We start from the raw sequence: 20,721 nt of genomic DNA on the forward strand, positions 1-20,721 counted from the left end.
GATGGCTACCCAACCGGCCTCGGGCAACACCTTCTGTACCGCGCGCAGCGCGCGCAGGGGGACCTGGGGGCCGTGGTGCGCCAGCTCATCGATGAGGCCCCCTGGGGCTGGTCGCTCTGCATGCCGGGCCCCGAGAAGCCGGAGGGCCAACGCTTCTCGGAGGAGGAGCCGGGACTGCGCGTCGGACCGGAGGAGACCGGTGCCGTGGCCTATGTCTATGTCTTCGATGTGGAGGCACGTCGGCTCGACATGTTCGCCACCCACGTCGGAGGCGAAGGCAGACGGCTCAGCTCGGTGAGCTTCTCATCCACGGGCTCGCCCGACCTGCCGGCGCTAGACCTCCATCCCGAGGAGACCGTCACAGAGCCGTTCCTTCCCGGAGAGGCGCTCTCGGCCCGGGCGCTGAAGGACTGTCTCGAGGGCCTGCCGCCGCTCGAGGCGGTGCGCGAGACCGACTCCACGCGCCTCCAATGGGTGGACACCCAGCAGGCGCCCGACGAGTCACTCTCCATCCTCTTCCGCGTGGTCACCTTCGAGGACGGATTCATCTCCAACGTGGTGGAGCAGGAATGGGCGCTCGTGCCGCCCTCCGCGCGACGGGAGCCGGAGCGTGTCCGGCACTTCCTCGAGGCGTTCGCCGAGGTGCTGCTCGAGGACCCGAAGCGGTTCAACCCGTTCTGGATCTCCGCGCAAGACCCGCTGCGTCGTTCCGGCGCGAGGCAGCGTGAGAGCTTCGCGCGAATCCTGAGGGCGCACTGGGCCCGCGACTTCGGCTCGGAGGACGCGTCGTCGTAGGAGGACCTCCTGGCTACGTGCATCACGGCGGGGGTGCCTCGCGCGCAATGCTATCTCTACCTCGTGCCGAAGTATCAGTTGGGGGGTGTTCATCATCACCAACCAGAGCGGCGATGCGACCGCCAACGCCATGGAACGCGCGCTGGCGCCCCTCTTGGACAGGGTCGAATGAAGTCGCGCCGTCGTCCACGAACCAGAGTAGGTTCTCTCGCCCTGTTCGCTGGAGTTCCGTCGATGCCACAAGCCACGCCGCGCTCGTCACTTCTGGAAGCGCGACCCAGCGTCTTCCTGCTCGCCGGAGCGTTCGTCACCGGCATGTTCCTCTTCGCCCAGGGCGGCTGCGGAGGTGACGAGTGCCAGGACGCCGCCGACTGCCGTGAAGACAAGGGACCGCCGGCTTCGAACACGGAGTGGGTCTGCGAGGACAAGCGCTGTGAGCAGCATTCCGTCCAGGTGCCGCCTCCGGATTCCGGCACGGACGCGGGGACGCCCGACGCGGGGACACCCGACGCGGGGGCGCCCGACGCGGGTTCCACCACGGTGAGCGTGCAGGTGCTCGCGTTCAATGACTTCCACGGGCAGCTCGAGGAGCCCGCGGGCCAGATTCTGGCGGGCATCGCCCCCGACGGTGGAGCGGTGAGGGTGAACGCGGGCGGCGTGACGTACTTCGCCCGGCACATCGCGGCCCTGCGGGCCACCAATCCGAACACGGTGGTGGTCGCGGCGGGAGACCTCATCGGCGCCTCCCCGCTGCTGTCGGGGCTCTTCCACGACGAGCCCACCGTCGAGGCGATGAACCTGATTGGCCTGGACCTGGTCGCGGTGGGCAACCACGAGTTCGACGAGGGCAGCACGGAGCTGTTGCGCATGCAGTCGGGCGGCTGCCACCCGGTGGATGGCTGCCTGGACGGGGATGGCTTCCCGGGCGCGAAGTTCAAGTTCCTGGCGGCCAACGTGGCCACGGGCGTGGACCGCACGCTGTTCCCCCGCTACGACGTGCGCGAGTTCGAGGGCGTGAAGGTGGCCTTCATCGGCATGACGTTGGAGGCCACGCCGGAAAGCGTCACGCCCACGGGCGTGGCGGGGCTCACCTTCAAGGACGAAGTGCAGACGGTGAACGCGCTGGTGCCGGAGCTGTGGCGGCAGGGCATCGAAGCCATCATCGTGGTGGTGCACCAGGGCGGAATTCCGGCCGCGGGCTCGCTGGTGAACGAATGCAAGGGCGCGGGTGCGGACGGCCTCATCTCAGGTGCCATCGTGGGCGTGGCCAAGGGCCTCAACGACGCGGTGGATGTCATCGTCAGCGGCCACACGCATCAGGCCTACAACTGCGTCATCGATGGCAAGGTCGTCACGAGCGCCTTGTCGATGGGGCGGCTCGTCACGGACATCGACCTGACGTTGAGCAAGGCGACGGGCGACGTCGTGGAGGCGCGAGCGAACAACCTCATCGTCACTCGCGACGTGCAGGAGGCCGGCGCGGTGAAGGAGTTGGTGACGAAGTACCAGGAGCTCGTCGCGCCGAGGGCCAACCGGGTCATCGGCTGGGTGTCGCAGACGCTCAGGACCCAGTCGGACGCCCTGGGCCAGTCCACCCTGGGCTTCGTCATCGCGGACTCGCAGCTGGAGGCGACGAAGCCCGCGAACCTGGGTGGGGCGCAGGTGGCCTTCATGAACCCGGGCGGCATGCGCGCGGACATCGCCCAGGGCGAGGTCACCTACGGCGAGGCCTTCACCACGCAGCCGTTCGGCAACAGCCTGGTCACCCTGACGCTGACGGGCGCGCAAATCGAGCAACTGCTGGAGTGGCAGTGGCGGCCGTCGGGAGCCACCCTCATGCTGCTTCCGTCGGCGGGCTTCACCTATACGGTCAGCGCGTCGGCGCCCGTCGGAAGCCGCGTCGACCCTGCGTCCATCCGGATCAACGGCGTGACGGTGAACCCGGCGGCGAACTACCGCGTCACCGCGAACAGCTACCTCGCGAGTGGGGGTGATGGCTTCCAGGTGTTCGCCGAGGGGACGAACCGGCTGGGTGGCGCCGTGGACAGCGACGCGCTGGAGGCATACCTGAAGGCACACAGCAGCCAGGCGAGCCCCTTGCCCGCCCCCGCGCTCAATCGCATCACCCTGCTGCCCTGAGCGTCCGGACATGGTCCAGTACGACCACGCAGGAGAGCGCTCCAGAGCGCTCAACCGGCAGCGGAGACGCGGGGCATCTCGGTCGGAGGGGTGGAGCGCCGACGCCGCTACGGGAACTCGCTGACCCCGTGCTCTGTGCGCTCACTCGCCTTGATGTCCGCATGACGCAGCGACCGGTTCGGGGGGAGGCACACCGGCCATGGGGACGTGCCCCACGACCGGCCTTGCTCCTCGGCGTGTCGACGCGCTCCTACCGCAGGGGCACGCGCTTGAGCCTGAAGGGCGAGGGGCTCTCGCTCATCGTGAAGTAGCTCGCGCCGTTGGCCTCGTACTCGATCGCCTCACCCTGGCCCTCGGAGGTGTCGGTCAGCGTGACGGGCGTCGCGAAGACGGCCGACTCGAAGCCAAGTCCCGGCGTCGCACGGAACTCGTAGACAGTGCGGTAGGTGCGAAGGAGGAAGCGATCCGCGCATGGGTGGATCGCCGCCGCGGTCGCGGCCGAGAAGTTGGCGTCTCCGTTCAGCGGCAGCTGGATCGTGTGGACGTGGATCAGCGTGGCCTGCACGCCCGGCGTCAGCGGCTGGGGGAACTTGTACACGCCGCTCTTCCCCGTGCCCCCGTTCTTGGTGACGACGTAGATGTCCCCGGTGGTGGGGTGCACCATCAGCGACTCCGCGTCCTTCGCGCCGTCCGGATAGACGAACGGGAGGGCCTCGGCGACGAGCCCCCCCGAGGTCTGGCCGTGGGCGAGATCCGGCTCGGGCACGCGGTAGATCGTGAACGACGTGGGGCTGCCACCCGGAGGGAAGTTGGCGCTCGCCTTCCCGATGTCACCGATGAAGATGCACGAGCCGCTCGGGCAGGGCCCGGTCGCGAGGTCCTCCCAGTCGGCCGGCGTCACGTTGGTCACGTTGAACGTGCCGATCGTGCTCGCGTTGAGGGTGTTGATCGCGACGATCGCGGTGGTGTCCTCGTTGTGCACGTAGAGCGCGTTGCCGACCACGCGGCTCGCGGCCAGGCCCGAGGGCTCCACGATTTCCGGCGCGGTCACGGTGCCCTGGAGCGTGAAGGTGCTCGCGTACGTGTCGCCGGCCATGCAACTGGGGGCGTTGGCGGCGCGCAGGACGATCACGTGCGCGGTGTTGGTCTGCACGAACGCGGAGCTGCCGGAGAGGCCCGTCTGGAGGCCCGGCGCGGTGAGCGACCGGTAGGCCGCATTGAAGAGCAGTCCATTGGCGTTGCCCAGGCACGCGTCGAAGGCCTCGGTGAAGCCGAGCGGCGGCTCGATGCCGGTGGCAGGGCAGGTGGCGTCCGGCCAGACCTGTGAGCCGTACCAGACGGCGAGGCCACCCGCGCTGCCGGTCACCACGTCGGGCACGGTGAACGACGCGGAGTCGCCGTTCTTCTGGCCTGCGTGCACGTCGATGGGCTGGACCGGATCGACGCCGCTGAAGGCCTCCACGCTCCCCGCCATGTGGGTGGTCGCGTCCAGTCCGAACGCGTAGCTCGCGGGCTCGGAGGCGCCCGCGACGCGGTAGAAGATCCAGGTGCGGATGGCCCAGGCGCTCTGCTCCGAGCGCAGGAACGTCCAGCCGGCGGGCGGCGTGACGGTCGCGGAGATGTTGTTGCGCACGGTCACCCGCGCGATGAGCGCGTCGTTGGCCTGGGTTCCCGACGGCTTGGGGATGGACAGCGAGGAGAGCGACAGGCCGCTGTTGCGCGAGCTGCCACGCAACGCGACCCCCGAGGACGGTGCGACCTCGGCGCGGCGAAGGGCGACGACCTGCGCGACGTTGGTCTCGGCGAACGTCGAGCTCCCGTTGAACGGTCCCTGGATGCCGGCACCGGCGAGGGGCATGAAGGCGGCGTTGAAGACGAGGCCCTGGGACGAGGACACCAGGCAGGTGTCGTAGGTCTCGGCGAAGCCCACGGGGGGCTCGATCGCCGGGGCCGGACACGCGGCGCCGGTCCACGCCTGCGCGCCGAACCAGACGGCAGCCCCGCCCGCGGTCGAGGTGCTCAGCTGCGGCGTCGTGAAGGCCGTCGAGCCGCTGGTGCTCTTGCCGGCGTGCGTGTCGATCGGGTTGACCGGATTGACGCCGGCATACGCCACGAGGTTGCCGACGAGGTTGCTCGCGATGGAACTCTGGAACGTGTGGCTCGCGGGCTCGCTGGCGGTGGCGACGCGGACGAAGACCCAGCCGCGGATGCTCCAGGTGCTCATGTCGGTGCGCACCAGCGTCCAACCCGGAGGCGGGGTGAGCTCGGCGCCGATCTGGTTCCGGTTCGCAAGGTGCGCCAGCAGCACATTACCGGCGGCGACGCCCGTAGGGGTCGTGAGGGTCAGGCTGGTGACCGTCTTGCCGCTCGCGTGCGTGGTGCCGACGAGGGTGATCTCCCCGGTGGCCGGCGGCTGGCGGGGACGCAGCACCACCGCGTGCGTGATGTTGGTGTTGGGGAGCGTGGAGCTGCCGGTGAAGGCGGGCTGGGCACCCGCGGCCCCGAGCTCCGAGGTGGCGGCGCTGTGCAGCACGCCGAGCGACGGCGAGACGAGGCAGGTGTCGAGCCGCTCGGTGAAGCCCGCCGGAGGGGTGTGGACCGCGGGGCACGCGGCGCCTCCCCAGACCTGGGCCGAGAACCACACCGCGAGGCCGTTCGCGGACGACGTGGTGGCGACGGGTAGCGCGAGGCTCGCGCTGTTGCCATTCTTCTGGCCCACGTGCACGTCGATCGGCTGGAGCGGATCCGCGCCCGACACCGCGACCAGGGTGGCCGCCATGGAGCTGGCGAGGTCGAGGGTGAAGGTGTGACTGCTCGGCTCGGCCGCGGTGGCCACGCGGAGGAAGAGCCAGGACTTGATGGCCGAGGCGCTCTGCTCGGAGCGCAGCAGCGTCCAGCCAGCGGGTGGGGTGGCGACGGCGGTGACGGCCTCGCGATTGCTCAGCTGCATCACCAGCACATCTCCGGCGGCCGTACCGGCGGGGGTGGGGATGGAGAGGGTGGTGGTGGCCAGGCCGCTCGCGCTGGTGGTTCCTCGCACGGAGAGCGTGGAGAGGCCCTGGGCCGTCGTCGCATCCTGTACGTCGTCGGGCTGCGCGAGCTCAGTCGTTCCGCAGGCGGCCATCAGCAGGGCGGCCGCGAGCCACAGACTTCGGAATGGGATCATGGGGTTTCGATCGGGTGTCGACTCACCGGACTGGAGGTCCGGGAATCGGCCATGTGAAGGACCCCGAAGTGCGAAGCGCAATCGACTGTCATGACACGGGAAAGCTGCCGTGAAATGGTTGGGATCGTCGCGTGTCATCGAAAGAAGGTGGCAGCCCTGTCCATGCGGTCACGCGGAGTCCTTGGAGAACGCGAAGCCCAAGGATATCCGCGCACGGTGCAAGGGCCGAAGGGCGGTCGGCACCCCCAGGGGTGGGCCTCCAGGCAAGCCTCGTGACCGTGGCTGTGACCGGCTCGTGACGTCAGCAGAACGGTGCTGACATCCTGTGCTCTGGAGCGTGCCTGGAACTGTGGGCTTCGTCGAGGTCGCTAACACCTGCCGCCAGGTATCGAACCGCTGCGGAAACCCATCAGACTTCAGCGGGTTGTCTCGCTCAATTTGAGCACAAAAGCCCCGCGATGTTCATCGCGAGGCCTGTGTAAAACAAAAGGGACCTACCGGTTGGTAGGGCCCTTCGTTTCGCTCCCCGAATGAAGACCTGCGCGAACTCGTTCTCGGTTTTGCTCTGGATGGCTCGGGCTGCTGTGCGCTGAGAGCGCTCTTCGTAGAGCCCCACGCCATGGGCCTTCTCACCTTACTTTTCATCCTGCGAGCCTCATTCGCGAGCTGCCGCGACTTCGCGGGCCAGTGCGACGAACGCCGTGTGCGCGGCCGAGGAATTGCGCCGGCCAGGGTAGTAGAGGCAGAGCCGAGCGAGCTCCGGTGTCCAGTCCTCGAGCACGCGAACGAGGCGTCCCGCTTCGATGTCACCTCGCACGTCCGGCTCCATGAAGAAGCCGAGTCCGATGCCCTCCAGGACTGCGATCCGCGAGAGGCTGGCCTCGTCCAGCGTGAGGGGCCCCGTCACATCGATCAGGGCCGTCTGCCCCCGCTTACGGAACTCCCACCGGAAGAGGCTGCCGTTCGGCAAGCGCACCCGGATACACCGATGACGGAAGAGGTCCGATGGGACGCGCGGCCGACCATGCTTCTTCAGGTACGCCGGCGAAGCGACGACGGCATGGCGTTGGGGCGCTCCAAGCGGAATGGCAATCATGTCGGTGGGAACAAGGTTCGCCATCCGCACGCCGAAGTCGAACCCCTCGGCGACGACGTCGACCAGCCGGCCTTCGGTCACGACGTCGACATGCACGTCCGGATGGCGGCGGAGGTACTCCAGCACCAGTGGCGCGAGGATCTCGCGCGCCGCTGTCGCGAATGTGTTGATGCGCAGCATGCCGGACGGCTTTGCCTGCTGGGCGCGAGCCGCGTCCATCGCGCCGCGGATGTCCTCGAGTCCCGGAGCCACCTGTTCGACGAACGCTCTGCCGGCGTCGGTCAGCGAGACGCTGCGCGTCGTGCGGTTGAAGAGGCGGACGCCAAGATGTGCTTCGAGCTTCGCGATCGCGCTGCTCATCGCCGTCGTCGACATCCCGAGCTCGAGGGCAGCGCCGCGAAACGAGCTCCTGCGAGCGACGGCGAGGACGGCATCGAGATCATTCAGTCCGGGTTGATACATCGATAGTCCTGTAAATCGGGATGTCGCATCCTGCTTTGTCCCTGTTGAGCGGGCAATCGCGCGGGCTTACGTCTTGGGTCATGACAATGCACCCATCAGTTCGAGCCTATTTCGACGCGGACAGTGCCACGCCGCTCCACGCCTTCGCGCCCGATGCCGTTGTCGAGGATGAGGGACATCGGCATGTCGGGCATGCGGCCATCGACGAATGGTGGCGTGACTCCCAGGAGAAGTATCAGGCCGTCGCGCAGCCGATCGAGGTGAACGCGAAGGGCGATGCCTGCGAGGTTCGCGCGAGAGTGACGGGCCAGTTCCCCGGCAGTCCCATCACGCTCACGTTTGCGTTCCGGATGAAGGGCGATCGGATCGCGGCTTTGAGCATCGGCGCGTGAGCCGCGATGCCCATTTCAACCCTGCGGAAGGAGATGACGTGATGCGAGAGCTAGAGGGTAGGCGCGCGCTCGTGACGGGCGGAACGAAGGGCATCGGCAAGGCGGTGGTCGCATGGCTGCGCGCGGCCGGCGCGACGGTGCTGACGACCGCGCGGGAGGGAACGGGCGAGGGCTTCATCGCCGCCGATGTCGCCACGGCCGAGGGCTGCGCGCGCGTCGTCAAGGCCGCCGGAGCAGTGGACATCCTGGTCCACGTCGTGGGTGGAACGTCGGCGCCGGCGGGCGGCTTCTCCGTCCTCGACGACGACGCGTGGCAGAAGACGCTCGACCTGAACCTGATGGCGGCGGTGCGTCTCGACCGGGCGCTGGTCCCCGGAATGCGCGAGCGCCGGACCGGCGCGGTCGTGCACGTGACGTCGATCCAGCGGCAGATGCCGCTTCATGAAGCGACGACTGCGTACGCCTCGGCCAAGGCCGCACTCTCGAACTACAGCAAGGCCCTCTCGAAGGAGGTCGCGCCGCAGGGCGTGCGCGTGAATCGCGTGTCACCGGGCTGGGTCGAGACCGAGGCCTCCGTCGGATTCATGAGCGAGATCGCGGCGAAGAACGGCACCGACGAGGCGGGAGCGAAGGAAATCGTGATGCGCTCGCTCGGCGGAATTCCTCTCGGGCGCCCCGCGCGTCCGGCCGAGGTCGCCGAGTTGATCGGGTTTCTCGTCTCGGACCGGGCGAGCGCGATCACCGGGGCGGAGTACGTGATTGACGGCGGTACGGTGCCCGTGAGCTAGCAGGCTGCTGGACAACTCCGGTGCGGGGACGACCTCCCGCACCGGAGTAGGGGCTCCTCCTGACCTGGTGAGCCAGGAGCCTCCGGACGACAAGGGCAACCCCACCGTCGACTTCCACGGCGAGAAGAGAAGCAACGCCGCGCACGCGTCAACGACCGACCCGGAGTCGAGGCTGGCTCGCAGAGGATGCCGGGGATGACGTGCAGTGCTTCGTGGAAGCTGTACGGGAGCAACGGATGACTCCGCACGTGGCCCAGACACGAGACGTGCGCCGCGCCAGCCGAATCCACGGCCGGGCCCCCCGCCATACGGGCTGCGCCCTGACAGCGCGCACTCTTCAGTACCGCGAGGAAAATCCCTGGGGACTCAGCGGCTTGAGCACGAAGGCCCGCGACGTTCATCGCGAGGCCCTGGAAAGCAAAAAGGCCCTGCCGGTTCAGGGCAGGGCCTTCTTTTTTGCTCCCCGACGTGGACTCGAACCACGGACATGGTGATTAACAGTCACCCGCTCTACCAGCTGAGCTATCGGGGAATATGTCCCGTCGCGGCGGTGCGCTGCCGTGACGGAAGCGACTTCTAGAGAACCGAGCCTGCCCTGTCAACTGTCCTGTTCGATCCGATCTCCCGGCTTACCTCGCAGCCCTGGGCCGCCCTCCAGGGGCTCGGTCCCGTCGTGTCCGAAGCGCTTGCCCGTGTCCTCTCGGGCGACCCCGCCGAGCGCGTCCTCGACCGGACCCTGCGTGCCCACCGCGACCTGTCCCGTGAAGGACGCCAGGCGCTGAAGGAGGCTGTCTTCAACGTGGGCCTCTGGCGCCGCCGCCTGGGGTTCCTTCTGGCCTCTCCGGACGCGTCGCCCTCCCAGCTCCTGTTCGCGCTCCTGCATGGCCTGGTGGGCGTTCCCGCTTCGGACGCCGCGTCTTGGGCGGGGCTGGAGGCTCCTCTGCCTTTGCGGACCGGAACGCCTCCGTCGCTGGCGCTCCGGGCCTCGCTGCCGGACTGGCTCGCGGACCACTTCTCCCGGGAACTGGGGGCGGAGGCGGAGGACTTCTGCGCCCGCCTCAACGTCCCGGGGCCCATCACGCTCCGGGTGAATCCGGCCCGCATCTCGCGTGAGGCCCTGGCCTCGCGCCTGGCCTCCGAGGGCGTCACGACCCGCCCTGGCTCCTGGAGCCCTTTGGCCCTTCACATTGATGGGCCCCGGCCGAACCTCTATGGGCTGGCCTCCCTGCGTGAAGGCCTGTTCGAGGTCCAGGACGAGGGCAGCCAACTCCTGGGGCTCCTCGTGGACGCCCAACCCGGAGAGACCGTGCTGGACCTTTGCGCCGGGGCAGGGGGGAAGACGCTCCAACTGGGCGCGGCGATGAAGGACTCCGGCCGGCTGCTCGCCTATGACCCGGACGCGGAGCGGTTGGACCGGCTCCAGCAGCGCGCTTCCCGGGCCGGGCTCACCCGCGTCCAGGTGCTCCGGACTCCGCCTGCGCCGGGACTCAATGTCGACCGTGTCCTCGCGGACGCTCCCTGTTCAGAGCTGGGCTCACTCCGCCGGGGCCCGGACCTTCGCTTCCGGCTCACCCCGGACTCGCTCTCCCAGTACACGGCCGTCCAGCGCGACATCCTGGCCCGGGCCGCAGACGTGGTGCGCCCCGGCGGCCGGGTCGTCTACGCGACCTGCACCCTCAACCGGGCGGAGAACCAGGACGTCGTCGCGGACTTCCTTCGCTCCCGCCCTGACTTCCGCGCCGTCACCCCGGGCGCCGGATGGCTTCCGGACGCGTGCCTCCAGGAGGGCTTCCTCCTCGTCACCCCGCATCGCCACGGGACGGACGGGTTCTTCGCGGCGGTGCTTGAACGCCGCACGGAGGGGTAGGGCGGCTCGGCGCAAAAAACCTGTCCGACTGTCGGACAGGTTTCCGGCGACGGCCGGGCGGACGAGCGCTCCACGGGGCCTCGTTCCTCCTTCCGGCGGTACTCAACGCTTCGGGCCCGGGGCTCCCTGAAACACCGTTTCACCCTCGCACCGGGTGCTATGAAGCGCTGCGTGCGTTGGCTCAAGCCCCTTCCGCTCCGTCCCCGCGACACGGTGCAGGTCGTCGCCCCCGCGGGCCCCTTCGAACAGGCTCCCTTCGAGGCCGGCCTGCGCATCCTCTCCGACCGCTACTCCCCGGTGGTTCGGCCCGACATCGGCGCGTCGCACCGCTACCTCGCCGGGGATGACGCCCGCCGCCAGGAGGAGCTGTCCCACGCGTTCCTCGACCGCGCCTCCCGCGCCATCTTCTGCGCCCGGGGCGGCTACGGCAGCGCGCGCCTGTTGCCGGAGCTGCCGCTCGACAAGGCCGGCCCCGTCTCCTTCACCGGCTTCTCCGACCTGACGTCCGTCCACTGCGCGCTCCAGGCCCTGCACCGCGTTTCCTTCCACGCGCCCGTCCTCACGCAGCTGGGCCGCCAGTCGTCCCAGGTCCACGACTACTTCTTCCGCCTCCTTGAATCCCCGGAGGCCCCGCCGCCCCTCACCGGCAACGCCACCTACGTCCCCGGCACCGCCGAAGGCGTCCTCGTGGGTGGCAACCTGTCTGTCTTCTCCCGGCTCCTGGGCACGCCGTACATGCCGCCGCTCGACGGCGCCGTGCTCCTCCTGGAGGACGTCACCGAGCGCCCCTACCGCATCGACCGCATGTGGACCCATCTGCGGCTCGCGGGCGTCTTCTCCCGCGTGCGCGGCATCGTCCTGGGTGACTTCACCGCCTGCGAGGAGAAGGACGCGAACTACTCCAGCGCGGACGTGCTCCGCGAGCTGGCGCGGGACGCGAAGGTGCCTTGCGCCGCGGGCTTCCCCATTGGCCATGGCGCCATCAATTACCCCGTCGCCCTGGGCACCCACGTGCGTCTGGACGCGGACGCCGCGCGCCTGACGTTCCTCGAAGGCGCGGTGAGCCCCGGATGAGCCAGCACCCCATCGCCAACCTCCAGGCCGTGCTCGATGACGGCGTGGAGCTGGGCATCTTCCCCGCCGCGCAGGCCGTGGTGCTCCACAAGGGCATGCAGGTCTTCGGCGGCGTCGCCGGCAAGGCGACGGGCGACACGCTCTTCGACCTCGCGTCCCTCACCAAGGTCATGTCCACCACCGCGCTCTTCCTGCGCCTGTGGACCGAAGGCAAGGTGGGCCCGGACACGCTCGTGTCCCGCTACTTCCCCGGCTCGCCCGCGGGCGACGCGGGCGTCACCGTCGCGGACCTGCTCTACCACCGCTCCGGCCTGCCGGCCTTCGTCCCGTTCTTCGCGGACGCGCTCAAGTCCCATCCGGAGCTGCTCGACGCGAGCTGCCCCGCGACCCTCCGCGCGCAGGTCCACGCGGAGGTCCTGCACGCCGCCGCCGCCACTCCGCTGGATGCGCCCGTGCGCACGAAGTCCATCTACAGCGACGTGGGCTTCATCCTCCTGGGGGACATCCTCGCCCGCGCCGGTGGCGCTCCGCTGGACGTGCTCTTCCACCGCCACATCGCGGAGCCGCTGGACCTGAAGGCCCGCTTCCACCGCCTCACCGACTTCCCCGCTGACGGCGCCACCGCGCACACCGGCGCCATGCGTCCTCGCGAGCCCGCTCCGGGCCAGGAGTCGCTGTGGAAGGACGTGCCTTCGCAGGCGGCCCGCTCCGGTGAGGTGGACGACGACAACGCCTGGGTGCTGGACGGCGTCGCCGGACACGCGGGCCTGTTCGGCACCGCCGTGGACGTGGCCCGCTTCGGCCAGGCCGTGCTGGAGGGCGCCGCGGGCACGCATGCCGCGATTGCTCCCGGGCCCTTGTGGCACCGCGCGCTCGCCACCGACCCGCTGGTGGAGGGCAGCACGCGCTCCATGGGCTTCGACTCGCCGTCGAAGGGCTACTCCAGCGCGGGCCGCTTCATTGGCGACACGCCTCCGGGCGCGGTGGGCCACCTGGGCTTCACCGGGACCAGCCTCTGGGTGGACCTGAGGCGGTCGCTCGTCGTCGCGCTCATCACCAACCGCGTGGCCCAGGGCCGTCAGGACCTGCGCATCCGCGACTTCCGCCCCGCCTTCCACGAGCTCGTCGTGGAGGCGCTCGACCTCCACGTCCTCCCCTGAGGAAACCGCAGCATGGCTGACGACAACGGCAACGTCCTCGACTCACTCGACCCGAAGTCCGTGCGCCGCATCCACCTGGTGGGCGTGGCCGGCACCGGCATGGGCTCCTTCGCCGGCATGCTCAAGGCCGCTGGCTACGACGTCACCGGCAGCGACGAGAACGTCTATCCGCCCATGAGCGACATGCTGCGCACGTGGGGCATCCCCGCCAGCAGCCCGTACTCGCCCGCCAACCTGGACGCGGCGAAGCCGGACCTGGTCATCATCGGCAACGTCATCCGCCGCGTGAATCCGGAGGCCACCGCCGTGCGCGAGCGGGGCCTCAAGCAGATGAGCTTCCCCGCCGCGCTGGGCTCGCTCTTCCTGGACCACTCGCACTCCGTCGTCGTCGCCGGCACGCACGGGAAGACGACGACGTCCTCGCTCATGGCCCACGTGCTGGTGTCCGCGGGCAAGGATCCGAGCTTCCTCGTGGGCGGCGTCACCCAGAACTATTCGGGTAACTACCGCGTGGGGAAGGGTCCGCACTTCGTCGTGGAAGGCGATGAGTACGACACCGCCTACTGGGACAAGGGCTCCAAGTTCCTCCACTACCGCCCGCGCACCGCCATCGTCACCAGCGTGGAGTTCGACCACGCGGACATCTTCCGCGACCTGCCCCACTACGAGGCCACGTTCGAGAAGTTCGTGCGCCTGGTGCCGAAGGACGGCCAGCTGGTCGTCTGCGCCGCGTACCCCAACGCCGTGCGCATCGCGCGCGGAGGCACCGCGCCCGTCAGCACCTACGTGGCGAAGGAGGGCGCGGACGCGGACTACACGCCCAGGAACATCTCCTTCGGCCCGGAGGGCGCGCGCTTCAACGTCGTGGAGAAGGGCCAGGACCTGGGCACCGTGATGCTGCCCATGTCCGGCGCGCACAACGTGGAGAACGCGCTCGCGGTCATCGCCGCCGCGCGCGGCCTGGGGCTCACCTTCGCTGAAATCCAGCAGGGCCTGTCCACCTTCCAGGGCGTGAAGCGCCGGCAGGAGGTGCGCGCGGAGATTGAGGGCGTGCTCGTGGTGGACGACTTCGCGCACCACCCCACCGCCGTGCGGGAGACCATCTCCGCCATCCACCACCGCTACCCGGACCGGCGCCTGTGGGCCATCTTCGAGCCGCGCTCCAACACCAGCCGCCGCAACATCCACCAGGAGGACTACGCGCACGCCTTCCCCGGCGCCGCGCGCGCCAGCCTCAAGGTGCCCGAGCGCCACGACAAGGTGCCCGAGGGCGAGGAGCTCAACGTCCCCAAGCTCATCGAAGCGCTCAAGGGTCAGGGCATCGCCGCGGACGGCGCCACCGACGTGCAGACGCTGGTGGACCGCGTCGCGTCCGAGGCGAAGGCCGGCGACGTGCTGCTCGTCATGAGCAACGGCGCCTTCGGAGGCTTTATCGAAAAGCTGCTCACCGCCCTGAAGGCCCGGGCGGGAAAGGGGACCTGAGCCATGCGCCGTCCGTTCCTGCTCTCGCTGGGAGCGCTGTCGCTCGCCCTGGGCTGTGCCTCCTCGTCGTCTTCGTCCTTGCCTCCGCTCACGGACCGCACCGGTGGCGGGACGCGCTCCAGCAGCGCGGGCCTGGCGTCGTCGGGCCAGCCGCTGGCCTTCCAGGTGAAGCGCTACCCGGACAACAGCCCGTATGACTTGAAGAGCGACCGTGGCCAGGTCGTCCTCCTGGACGTGTGGGCCACGTGGTGCGAGCCCTGCAAGGACGCGCTGCCCATGTACGGCCAGCTGCAGAAGGAGTACGGCGCGAAGGGTCTGAAGGTCTACGCGCTCAACGTGGACGAGGACGTGCGCGCCATTCCTCCGTTCCTGGAGGAGGCGAAGGTGGAGGTGCCCATCCTCCTGGACGCCAACGCGCTGGTGTCCGAGCGCCTGCTGAAGGTGCGGCTGATGCCCACCACCTTCCTGATTGATCGCAAGGGCGTCATCCGCCACGTGCACGAGGGCTTCGCCGAGGAGTTCCTCCAGCAGTTCCAGACGGAAATCGAGCAGCTGCTCGCCGAGCCCGCCTCCTAGCGCGCACCCGAGGGAAAACGCATCCATGGCCCACGAACCGGAGACGCCCGCCGCGCTGCGCCGCACCGCGGAGGAGGGCGCCCGCATGGCCGGCCGCATCCTCTGTGAGCGCTTCCCCCAGCACCGCACCATCGAGTTCAAGGGCGGCATCGACCTGGTGACGGACGCGGACCGCGCCTCGGAGGCCGCGCTGCTGGACTTCCTGCGCCAGCGCTACCCGCGCCACGCCATCCTCGCGGAGGAGAGCGGCGCCTCGCAGGGCACGGACACGTTCCGGTGGGTGGTGGATCCGCTGGATGGCACGACGAACTATTCGCACCAGGTGCCGCACTTCTGCGTCAGCGTGGCGGTGGAGGGGCCGGAGGGCACCGTGGCGGGCGCCGTCTATGACCCCATGCGCGACGAGCTCTTCTCCGCCGCGAAGGGCGAAGGCGCCACGCTCAACGGCGTGCCCCTGAAGGCCAGCCCCACGGCCACGCTGGAGCGGGCGCTCCTGTGCACGGGCTTCCCCTACGACGTGCGCGAGCGGCCGGACCTGCCCGTGGGCCTCTTCTCCCAGCTCATCCTCCTGGCGCAGGGCATGCGCCGCACCGGCAGCGCCGCGCTGGACCTGGCGTACGTCGCGGCCGGCCGCTTCGATGGCTACTTCGAGTTCGGCCTCAAGCCCTGGGACATCGCCGCGGGCGGCCTGCTGGTGGCGGAGGCTGGCGGCGTCATCGTGCACATCGACGGGCGGCCCTTCGACGTGCTCAAGGGCGACGTGCTGGCGAGCGGCGCGAACCTGGCGCCCCAGCTCATGACGCAGGCGAAGCGCTTCCTCGACGAGATCGGCTGGACGTCGCGCGACTAGAAGAAGCTCTCCGGCACGAAGACGATGTCGCCGGCCTGGAGCAGGAAGTTGCGCTCACGGCCCACGCCAATGTCCTCCACGGGCACGCGAATCTTGCGCTCCTGCCCGTCCACCACGCGCGTGACGAGCGTGTTGTTCTTCGCCGCCAGCTTGGTGAAGCCCCCGGCCAGCGTAATGGCCTGGATGATGGACACCTCGCCGGTGACGGGGAAGGTGCCGGGCTTCTGCACCTCCCCGAAGACGAAGATCTTCTGCGAGTTGTACTCCCGCACCAGCACGGACACCTGCGGGCGGCGCAGGTAGCGCGCCAGGCAGTCGCGCAGCGCGTCCGCCGCGGCGCTGGCGGTGAGGCCGGACAGCGTCACCTTGCCGCACAGCGGATAGTCGATGGTGCCCTCCGGGGACACGCGCCAGGTGCCGGAGTGCTCGGGCTCCTGGAAGACGCGCACCTCCACCACGTCGCCGGGGCCCAGGTTGCCGCCGGACGTCGCCGCGGCCTCCGTGGCCGAAGCGGGCGTGGGCGGAGGCGGAGGCGGGCGCGTGTCCGCGTGGCAGGCGGACAGCACCGCGAGGAGGGCCGGCAGGACGAAGAGGAGCCGCGAGGGACGCATGGGCGCGGGAAGCCTCAGTAGGAGACGGACACCCGCGCGTAGCCTTCGTGGCGGGTGTAGTTGAGGCCGGCGGCGCCGAGCGACGACGAGCGGGTGCCCAGCATGTAGCCCACCGCGCCCACCAGCCACGGCCGGATTTGATACTCGGGCCCCAGGTCCAGCGTCACCAGCGTGTCGCCTCGGCCGCCCGCGAAGGAGAGGAAGTCCAGCGCGCCCATGGCGTGCAGCGCGAGCCGGCTGCCCATCACGGAGCGCGCCTCCGCGTAGACGCGGTCGTCGCGGAAGGTGCCGTAGGCGGCCACCGGTTCGAAGGCGCGCAGGTAGCCGCCCTTCACCGTGAGCGACGGGCCCCAGAGGTACGTGCCCTCCACCTGGCCCACCACGGTGCCGCCGCCGCCCGCGCCCAGGTTCTGGCTCCAGCCGGCCTTCGCCGTCAGGGTGATGCGCGGGGACACGAGGCCGGACACGCCCGCCATGGCGTGCAGCAGCGTCGCGCTGGGGGTGGCGGTGTCGTTGAAGTAGCCCCGGTACTCCAGGCCCGTGTCCACCACCACCGCCGTCTTGGGCAGGAAGCGCCAGCGGCCCTCCGTGCCCAGGCGCAGGTTGCCGTAGTTGAACTGGCTGGCGGCCAGCGGATCACACGCGGCGTCGGTGCAGCCCACGGGCGTCATGCCGCCCAGGGGCTCGAAGAACTCCATCGCGTAGGCCAGCGCGGGCGTCACTTCCAGCGCGCCGCCGCCGGGCTTCCACTGCGCCTTCACGCGCGCCTCGTTGAAGAGGCTGAGGATGCCCGCGCCCAGCGCCGCCGTGCGCGTGCGGTCCGAGCGCGTCAGCTCGTCACCGACCTCCACGGACAGCGTGCTCTCCTGGTTGAAGCGCAGCGCCAGGTCCGCCGCTCCCTCCAGGTGCGACGCCGCGCCGGAGCCCGCGGTAATCAGGCCCGTGTAGGCCACGTAGTCCAGGTTGCCGCGCAGCGCGATGGCCAGCTTCGGGGACGGCACGTCCAGCATCAGCCCGGGCCGGATGTGCAGCGCCAGCTCTCCGGAGAGGTCCGGGGACAGGGGGCCCGTGCCCGCTTCGCGGAAGTAGCCCACTCCGCTGTCCAGGCGCGTCTCCAAGTCCAGCGTCGGGTGCAGCCGGCCGCTGCCCACCTTCAGGCCATTGCCACCCGGAGGCCGTCCGCCCGCGAACGCCTGCGCCGACGCCGTCAGCGGCAGGAGCGCCGCGAGCGCCAGGGCCCCGAGGGCCAGACGGAATGTCCCAGGCTGCTTCATGGTGTCAGCGGCACTCCAGACGATGAGACGGCGGGCATAGCACGCGTGTTCCCGCACCGGAACAAACGGTCCGGGGCCGGGACCGTGGGAGGTGGCAGGCGGCCAGTCACTCAGTCCACGGGGCTCGCGGGAGGAGGCCGGACAATCAGGTCCGGCGGCGGCGGGGGGCGCGTGGGGTCGCCACCGGGCAGGTTGTCGGGCTCTTCCACTTCCACGAAGAGGTTCTCGTCGGTGCGGAAGGCGAGCTGGCCGATGCACTCCTCGGCCTCCGAGCGCAGCTGGCCCACCTTCTGCTGCGCGATCATCACCTTGGTGAACTCGTGCTCGCCGGGGGCCGCCTCGCTCTTGCTGACGGCCTCCTGGAGGGCGACGTCCGCCTGCTCGGAGATGCGCAACAGGCCCTTTATCTGCGTCAGCTTCTCGTTGGCGCAGTTGAGCTTCACCACGTCCTTGGTGCGCCGCGCCTCCTCCACCTTTTCGAAAACCTGGCGGAGGGATTCGCGCATGGTGCCCAGCGCCTGCGTGCTGCGCTCCAGCTTCTGGCTGTCCGGCACGTCCCCGGCCTTGTCCAGCGCGGGCGAGGCAGGACGCGGCAGCGGCGCGGGCGTCTGCGCGAGCGCCATCCCGGAGGTGAAGAGTCCTCCGACCACGGCCAGCATTCCCAGGGTGCGCATGCGCCTCACGAGTCCTTCCGGCCCCTTCCCGGACTTCGAGAGTCGAGCCTAGGAGTGAGGGGAGGGGGTGTCAACGCAATGCCCCATCGGCCCGGAGGTCAATCCTGGGGCGCCAAGCGGGCGTTGGCCTCGCGCAGGCGGGCGGACAGGCTGCGCGCGATGTTCACGACGATGAAGGTGAAGCCGTCCGCGTGCGCCAACCGGAAGGTCCGCAAATCCTGTGCGGTGAGCTGGAGCAGCTCCACTTCCCCCAGGGCGCGCACGGTGGCGGAGCGGTGGTCCTTGTCGATGAGGCCCATCTCCCCGAAGAACTCCGGCGGTCCCAGGACGGTGAGGGGCTTCACCCCGTTGCCCGTCCCCCGGCGCACCACCTCCACCTGGCCCCGCACGATGACGAAGAGGCTGTCACCCAGGTCGCCCTCTTCGAAGACGACCTCGCCGTGGGCGTAGCGGTACAGCCGTGCCAGCTCCGCCAGCCGCGCGAGCTCGGCGGGGGCCAGCATCTCGAAGAGGGGGGATGTGGCGATGACGGCCAGCTTCTCCATGTGCTCCCCGCGGTCCCGGTGCCTCCGGAAGGTCCGGGAGGTCGAGCCTATTCCCCTGGCGAGAAGATGAACGGGTAGCTGACGGGGACGTCGTCACTCGGTTTGAAAGGGAACGTCCAGGCGCGCATCGTGGTCTTGATGCAGTTGATGACCTCGTCCGAGCGCAGGGTGGACTCGTCCACCTCCACGTTGCTGGCGCGGCCCTGCGGCGTGAGTTCGAAGCGGACCATCACCTTGCCCTTGAGGGAGGGGTCTCGCTTGAGGCCGTTCTCGTAGCAGCGCTGGATGGAGGCCTTGCGGCTCTGGATGAAGCGGGCCAGGTCCCTGGGCTTGACCTCGGCGCTGTCCACTTCCGGTATCGAGTCCGCGACCTGGGGCACCTTGACGACCTGCTTCTGGCCGGTGTTCACGGTGCCCGCGCCGGACGTCTGCGTCGCGCCAATGCCCGCCATCTTGCCGCCGGTGTCTCCCTGCGGATTGGCGATGCCGTTGCCGCCGCCGGAGCCCGCGGTGAGCGCGCCCCCCGCCGTCGCGCCCGCGAGCGCCTCCGCCACGTTGGCGCCGCTGCCGGCGCTGCCGAGCACGTCCGCGATGGCGTCCCCGCCGCCGGGGCCCTTGCCGCCCAGCAGCTTGAGCAGGCCCGTGCCCGCGACCCGGGCCTCCACCTGCTGCCGGCGCTCCGCGCTGTTGGCGGGAGCGGGCGTGGCGTCCGTGGAGGCGGGCTTCTTCGTGGCGGCCTTCGGCTCCTCCGGCTTCTTCTCCGTGCTGGAGCCCTTGTCCTGGGGCTCCTCCACCTTGGCGGGCTGGGGCGGGATGATGGCGCGCACGAAGCGGTCTTCCAGCTGGTCCAGCTCCACCTCCGCCTCCACCGGCGCGGGCTGGGCGGCGATGAACGCGACGCTCAGCACGTAGAGCGTCAGCATGGACACGAGGATGCCGAAGAAGAGGCGGTCCACCGTGCGCCACGGGCTGGCCTTCAGCTCCGGGGGGAGGGCGGGCTTGGAGCCCTCCGCGGGCGCGGGGATGAAGTGGAAGAAGAGGGTGGCGTCCGGCAGGTCCACCTTGCCGCGGGCGCTCTCCTGCAGGGGCAGGTCGAAGGTGTCGTCCGCGCGGCGGGTGGCCAGGCCCTGGGCCCGGAGCGCGTCGAAGTCCACGTCCGACGAGCCCAGGTTGACGCGGCCCTGCATGTGCTCGTCGATGATGAGGTGGAACTGCTGGCCGCGGTTCTCCAGCACCTTGAAGCGCGGCGGGCGCTCCTGGGACGCGGGCAGGACGATGGTGTTGCGGGCGTCATCGCCAATGGTGACGGAGTCGTGGAGCAGGTGGTGCTCTTCGACGATGCGCCCGTCCTGGATGACGCCGACGCGCAGCAGCTTGGGGCGGGTTTGAAGGGCCATGGAACTAGAAGGGGTCCTGCTGCACGCTCTGGACCACCTTGGGCACGAAGCTCTCCGTGCGGTTCAGGTCGTCGAAGCTCGGCTTGGAGCGGTCGAGGAAATAGAAGGCTTCCGGCTTCTGGATGCGCCCCTCGACCTTGATGGCCTCCAGGCGGATGACCTTGGCCGGCTTCTTCGCGGGCGTCGCGCCGTCCGCCGCCTTCTTCGTGGACGCGGGGTCCTGTGCCCAGGACGGACGGGCAACGGCAAGCAGCAGCAGGAAGAGGGCGGGGCGCATGGGCGGAGGTCGTGGCTACCGGACGTCTTGGGACACCTTACCCGAGGCGCCCGGCCGCGTGGCAGGGGGCCCTGGGGGCGGGCGCCTCGGGTAAGG

General features: G+C 69.8%; 18 protein-coding genes, 1 tRNA gene and 1 pseudogene. 11 read left to right on the top strand and 9 right to left on the bottom strand.

Features of this window, described 5'->3' with window-relative positions; all coding sequences use genetic code 11:
• Window positions 1–75: 75 nt before the first annotated feature.
• Both D7X96_RS06670 and D7X96_RS06680 read left to right on the top strand, forming a co-directional pair.
• Complete coding sequence (locus D7X96_RS06670) at window positions 76–795, top strand: hypothetical protein (protein WP_244219477.1); 720 nt, start codon at window positions 76–78, stop codon at window positions 793–795.
• Between the two features lie 234 nt (window positions 796–1,029).
• On the top strand, window positions 1,030–2,934 hold the full coding sequence (locus D7X96_RS06680; protein ID WP_121769270.1) for a bifunctional metallophosphatase/5'-nucleotidase: 1,905 nt from the start codon (window positions 1,030–1,032) through the stop codon (window positions 2,932–2,934).
• Window positions 2,935–3,184: 250 nt separating this feature from the next.
• Here the strand turns inward: D7X96_RS06680 and D7X96_RS06685 are convergent, their stop codons facing one another.
• Together D7X96_RS06685 and D7X96_RS06690 are read right to left on the bottom strand one after the other, a co-directional pair.
• Window positions 3,185–6,100 carry a cell wall anchor protein gene (locus tag D7X96_RS06685; protein ID WP_121769271.1) on the bottom strand — a complete coding sequence of 972 codons (2,916 nt, stop codon included), beginning with the start codon at window positions 6,098–6,100 and terminating at the stop codon, window positions 3,185–3,187.
• Window positions 6,101–6,755: 655 nt separating this feature from the next.
• Window positions 6,756–7,658, bottom strand: coding sequence for a LysR family transcriptional regulator (locus D7X96_RS06690; RefSeq protein WP_121769272.1), 903 nt, complete (start codon window positions 7,656–7,658; stop codon window positions 6,756–6,758).
• 86 nt (window positions 7,659–7,744) lie between these two features.
• Between D7X96_RS06690 and D7X96_RS06695 the strand changes: the two genes are divergently transcribed.
• The 3 genes and pseudogenes from D7X96_RS06695 to D7X96_RS41890 all read left to right on the top strand — a co-directional run.
• Window positions 7,745–8,050 (top strand): nuclear transport factor 2 family protein, encoded by a 306-nt coding sequence (locus tag D7X96_RS06695; protein WP_244219478.1) that lies wholly within the window; start codon window positions 7,745–7,747, stop codon window positions 8,048–8,050.
• Window positions 8,047–8,838: an SDR family oxidoreductase gene (locus tag D7X96_RS06700; RefSeq protein ID WP_244219479.1), complete on the top strand. Its 792-nt coding sequence runs from the start codon at window positions 8,047–8,049 to the stop codon at window positions 8,836–8,838. Before D7X96_RS06695 ends, D7X96_RS06700 begins: the two co-directional genes overlap by 4 nt.
• Window positions 8,839–8,914: 76 nt before the next feature.
• A pseudogene (locus tag D7X96_RS41890) lies at window positions 8,915–9,025 on the top strand (IS5/IS1182 family transposase); the annotation flags it as partial.
• A 272-nt stretch (window positions 9,026–9,297) separates the two neighbouring features.
• Here D7X96_RS41890 and D7X96_RS06710 read toward each other — a convergent pair.
• Window positions 9,298–9,370 (bottom strand) — tRNA-Asn (locus D7X96_RS06710).
• Window positions 9,371–9,511: 141 nt separating this feature from the next.
• Here D7X96_RS06710 and D7X96_RS06715 point away from each other — a divergent pair.
• From D7X96_RS06715 to D7X96_RS06740, 6 genes are all read left to right on the top strand, one after another.
• A complete protein-coding gene (locus tag D7X96_RS06715) occupies window positions 9,512–10,705 on the top strand; it encodes an RsmB/NOP family class I SAM-dependent RNA methyltransferase (RefSeq protein WP_244219480.1) in 1,194 nt (397 codons plus the stop codon).
• 159 nt (window positions 10,706–10,864) lie between these two features.
• Window positions 10,865–11,779 (top strand): S66 peptidase family protein, encoded by a 915-nt coding sequence (locus D7X96_RS06720; protein WP_121769274.1) that lies wholly within the window; start codon window positions 10,865–10,867, stop codon window positions 11,777–11,779.
• On the top strand, window positions 11,776–12,939 hold the full coding sequence (locus tag D7X96_RS06725; RefSeq protein ID WP_121769275.1) for a serine hydrolase domain-containing protein: 1,164 nt from the start codon (window positions 11,776–11,778) through the stop codon (window positions 12,937–12,939). The genes D7X96_RS06720 and D7X96_RS06725 overlap by 4 nt, the downstream gene beginning before the upstream one ends.
• A gap of 12 nt (window positions 12,940–12,951) precedes the next feature.
• Entirely contained in the window at window positions 12,952–14,421 is a 1,470-nt protein-coding gene (mpl, locus tag D7X96_RS06730) for a UDP-N-acetylmuramate:L-alanyl-gamma-D-glutamyl-meso-diaminopimelate ligase (protein WP_121769276.1), read from the top strand.
• Between the two features lie 3 nt (window positions 14,422–14,424).
• Window positions 14,425–14,997: a TlpA family protein disulfide reductase gene (locus tag D7X96_RS06735; protein WP_121769277.1), complete on the top strand. Its 573-nt coding sequence runs from the start codon at window positions 14,425–14,427 to the stop codon at window positions 14,995–14,997.
• Window positions 14,998–15,022: 25 nt separating this feature from the next.
• Window positions 15,023–15,847: an inositol monophosphatase family protein gene (locus tag D7X96_RS06740; protein WP_121769278.1), complete on the top strand. Its 825-nt coding sequence runs from the start codon at window positions 15,023–15,025 to the stop codon at window positions 15,845–15,847.
• Here D7X96_RS06740 and D7X96_RS06745 read toward each other — a convergent pair.
• From D7X96_RS06745 to D7X96_RS06770, 6 genes are all read right to left on the bottom strand, one after another.
• A complete protein-coding gene (locus D7X96_RS06745; protein WP_121769279.1) occupies window positions 15,844–16,458 on the bottom strand; it encodes a polysaccharide biosynthesis/export family protein in 615 nt (204 codons plus the stop codon). The two genes, D7X96_RS06740 and D7X96_RS06745, sit on opposite strands and share 4 nt — an antisense overlap.
• A gap of 14 nt (window positions 16,459–16,472) precedes the next feature.
• The gene (locus tag D7X96_RS06750; protein WP_121769280.1) at window positions 16,473–17,732 is read right to left on the bottom strand and encodes a hypothetical protein; all 1,260 of its coding nucleotides are present in this window, start codon (window positions 17,730–17,732) and stop codon (window positions 16,473–16,475) included.
• A gap of 110 nt (window positions 17,733–17,842) precedes the next feature.
• Window positions 17,843–18,406 (bottom strand): hypothetical protein, encoded by a 564-nt coding sequence (locus D7X96_RS06755; protein ID WP_121769281.1) that lies wholly within the window; start codon window positions 18,404–18,406, stop codon window positions 17,843–17,845.
• A 98-nt stretch (window positions 18,407–18,504) separates the two neighbouring features.
• Window positions 18,505–18,951: a cyclic nucleotide-binding domain-containing protein gene (locus tag D7X96_RS06760; protein ID WP_120551876.1), complete on the bottom strand. Its 447-nt coding sequence runs from the start codon at window positions 18,949–18,951 to the stop codon at window positions 18,505–18,507.
• A 47-nt stretch (window positions 18,952–18,998) separates the two neighbouring features.
• The gene (locus D7X96_RS06765) at window positions 18,999–20,348 is read right to left on the bottom strand and encodes an AgmX/PglI C-terminal domain-containing protein (RefSeq protein WP_121769282.1); all 1,350 of its coding nucleotides are present in this window, start codon (window positions 20,346–20,348) and stop codon (window positions 18,999–19,001) included.
• A 4-nt stretch (window positions 20,349–20,352) separates the two neighbouring features.
• Entirely contained in the window at window positions 20,353–20,625 is a 273-nt protein-coding gene (locus tag D7X96_RS06770) for a hypothetical protein (protein WP_121769283.1), read from the bottom strand.
• Window positions 20,626–20,721: the final 96 nt, after the last annotated feature.

This window comes from Corallococcus interemptor (genome assembly GCF_003668875.1).
Lineage (GTDB): Bacteria > Myxococcota > Myxococcia > Myxococcales > Myxococcaceae > Corallococcus > Corallococcus interemptor.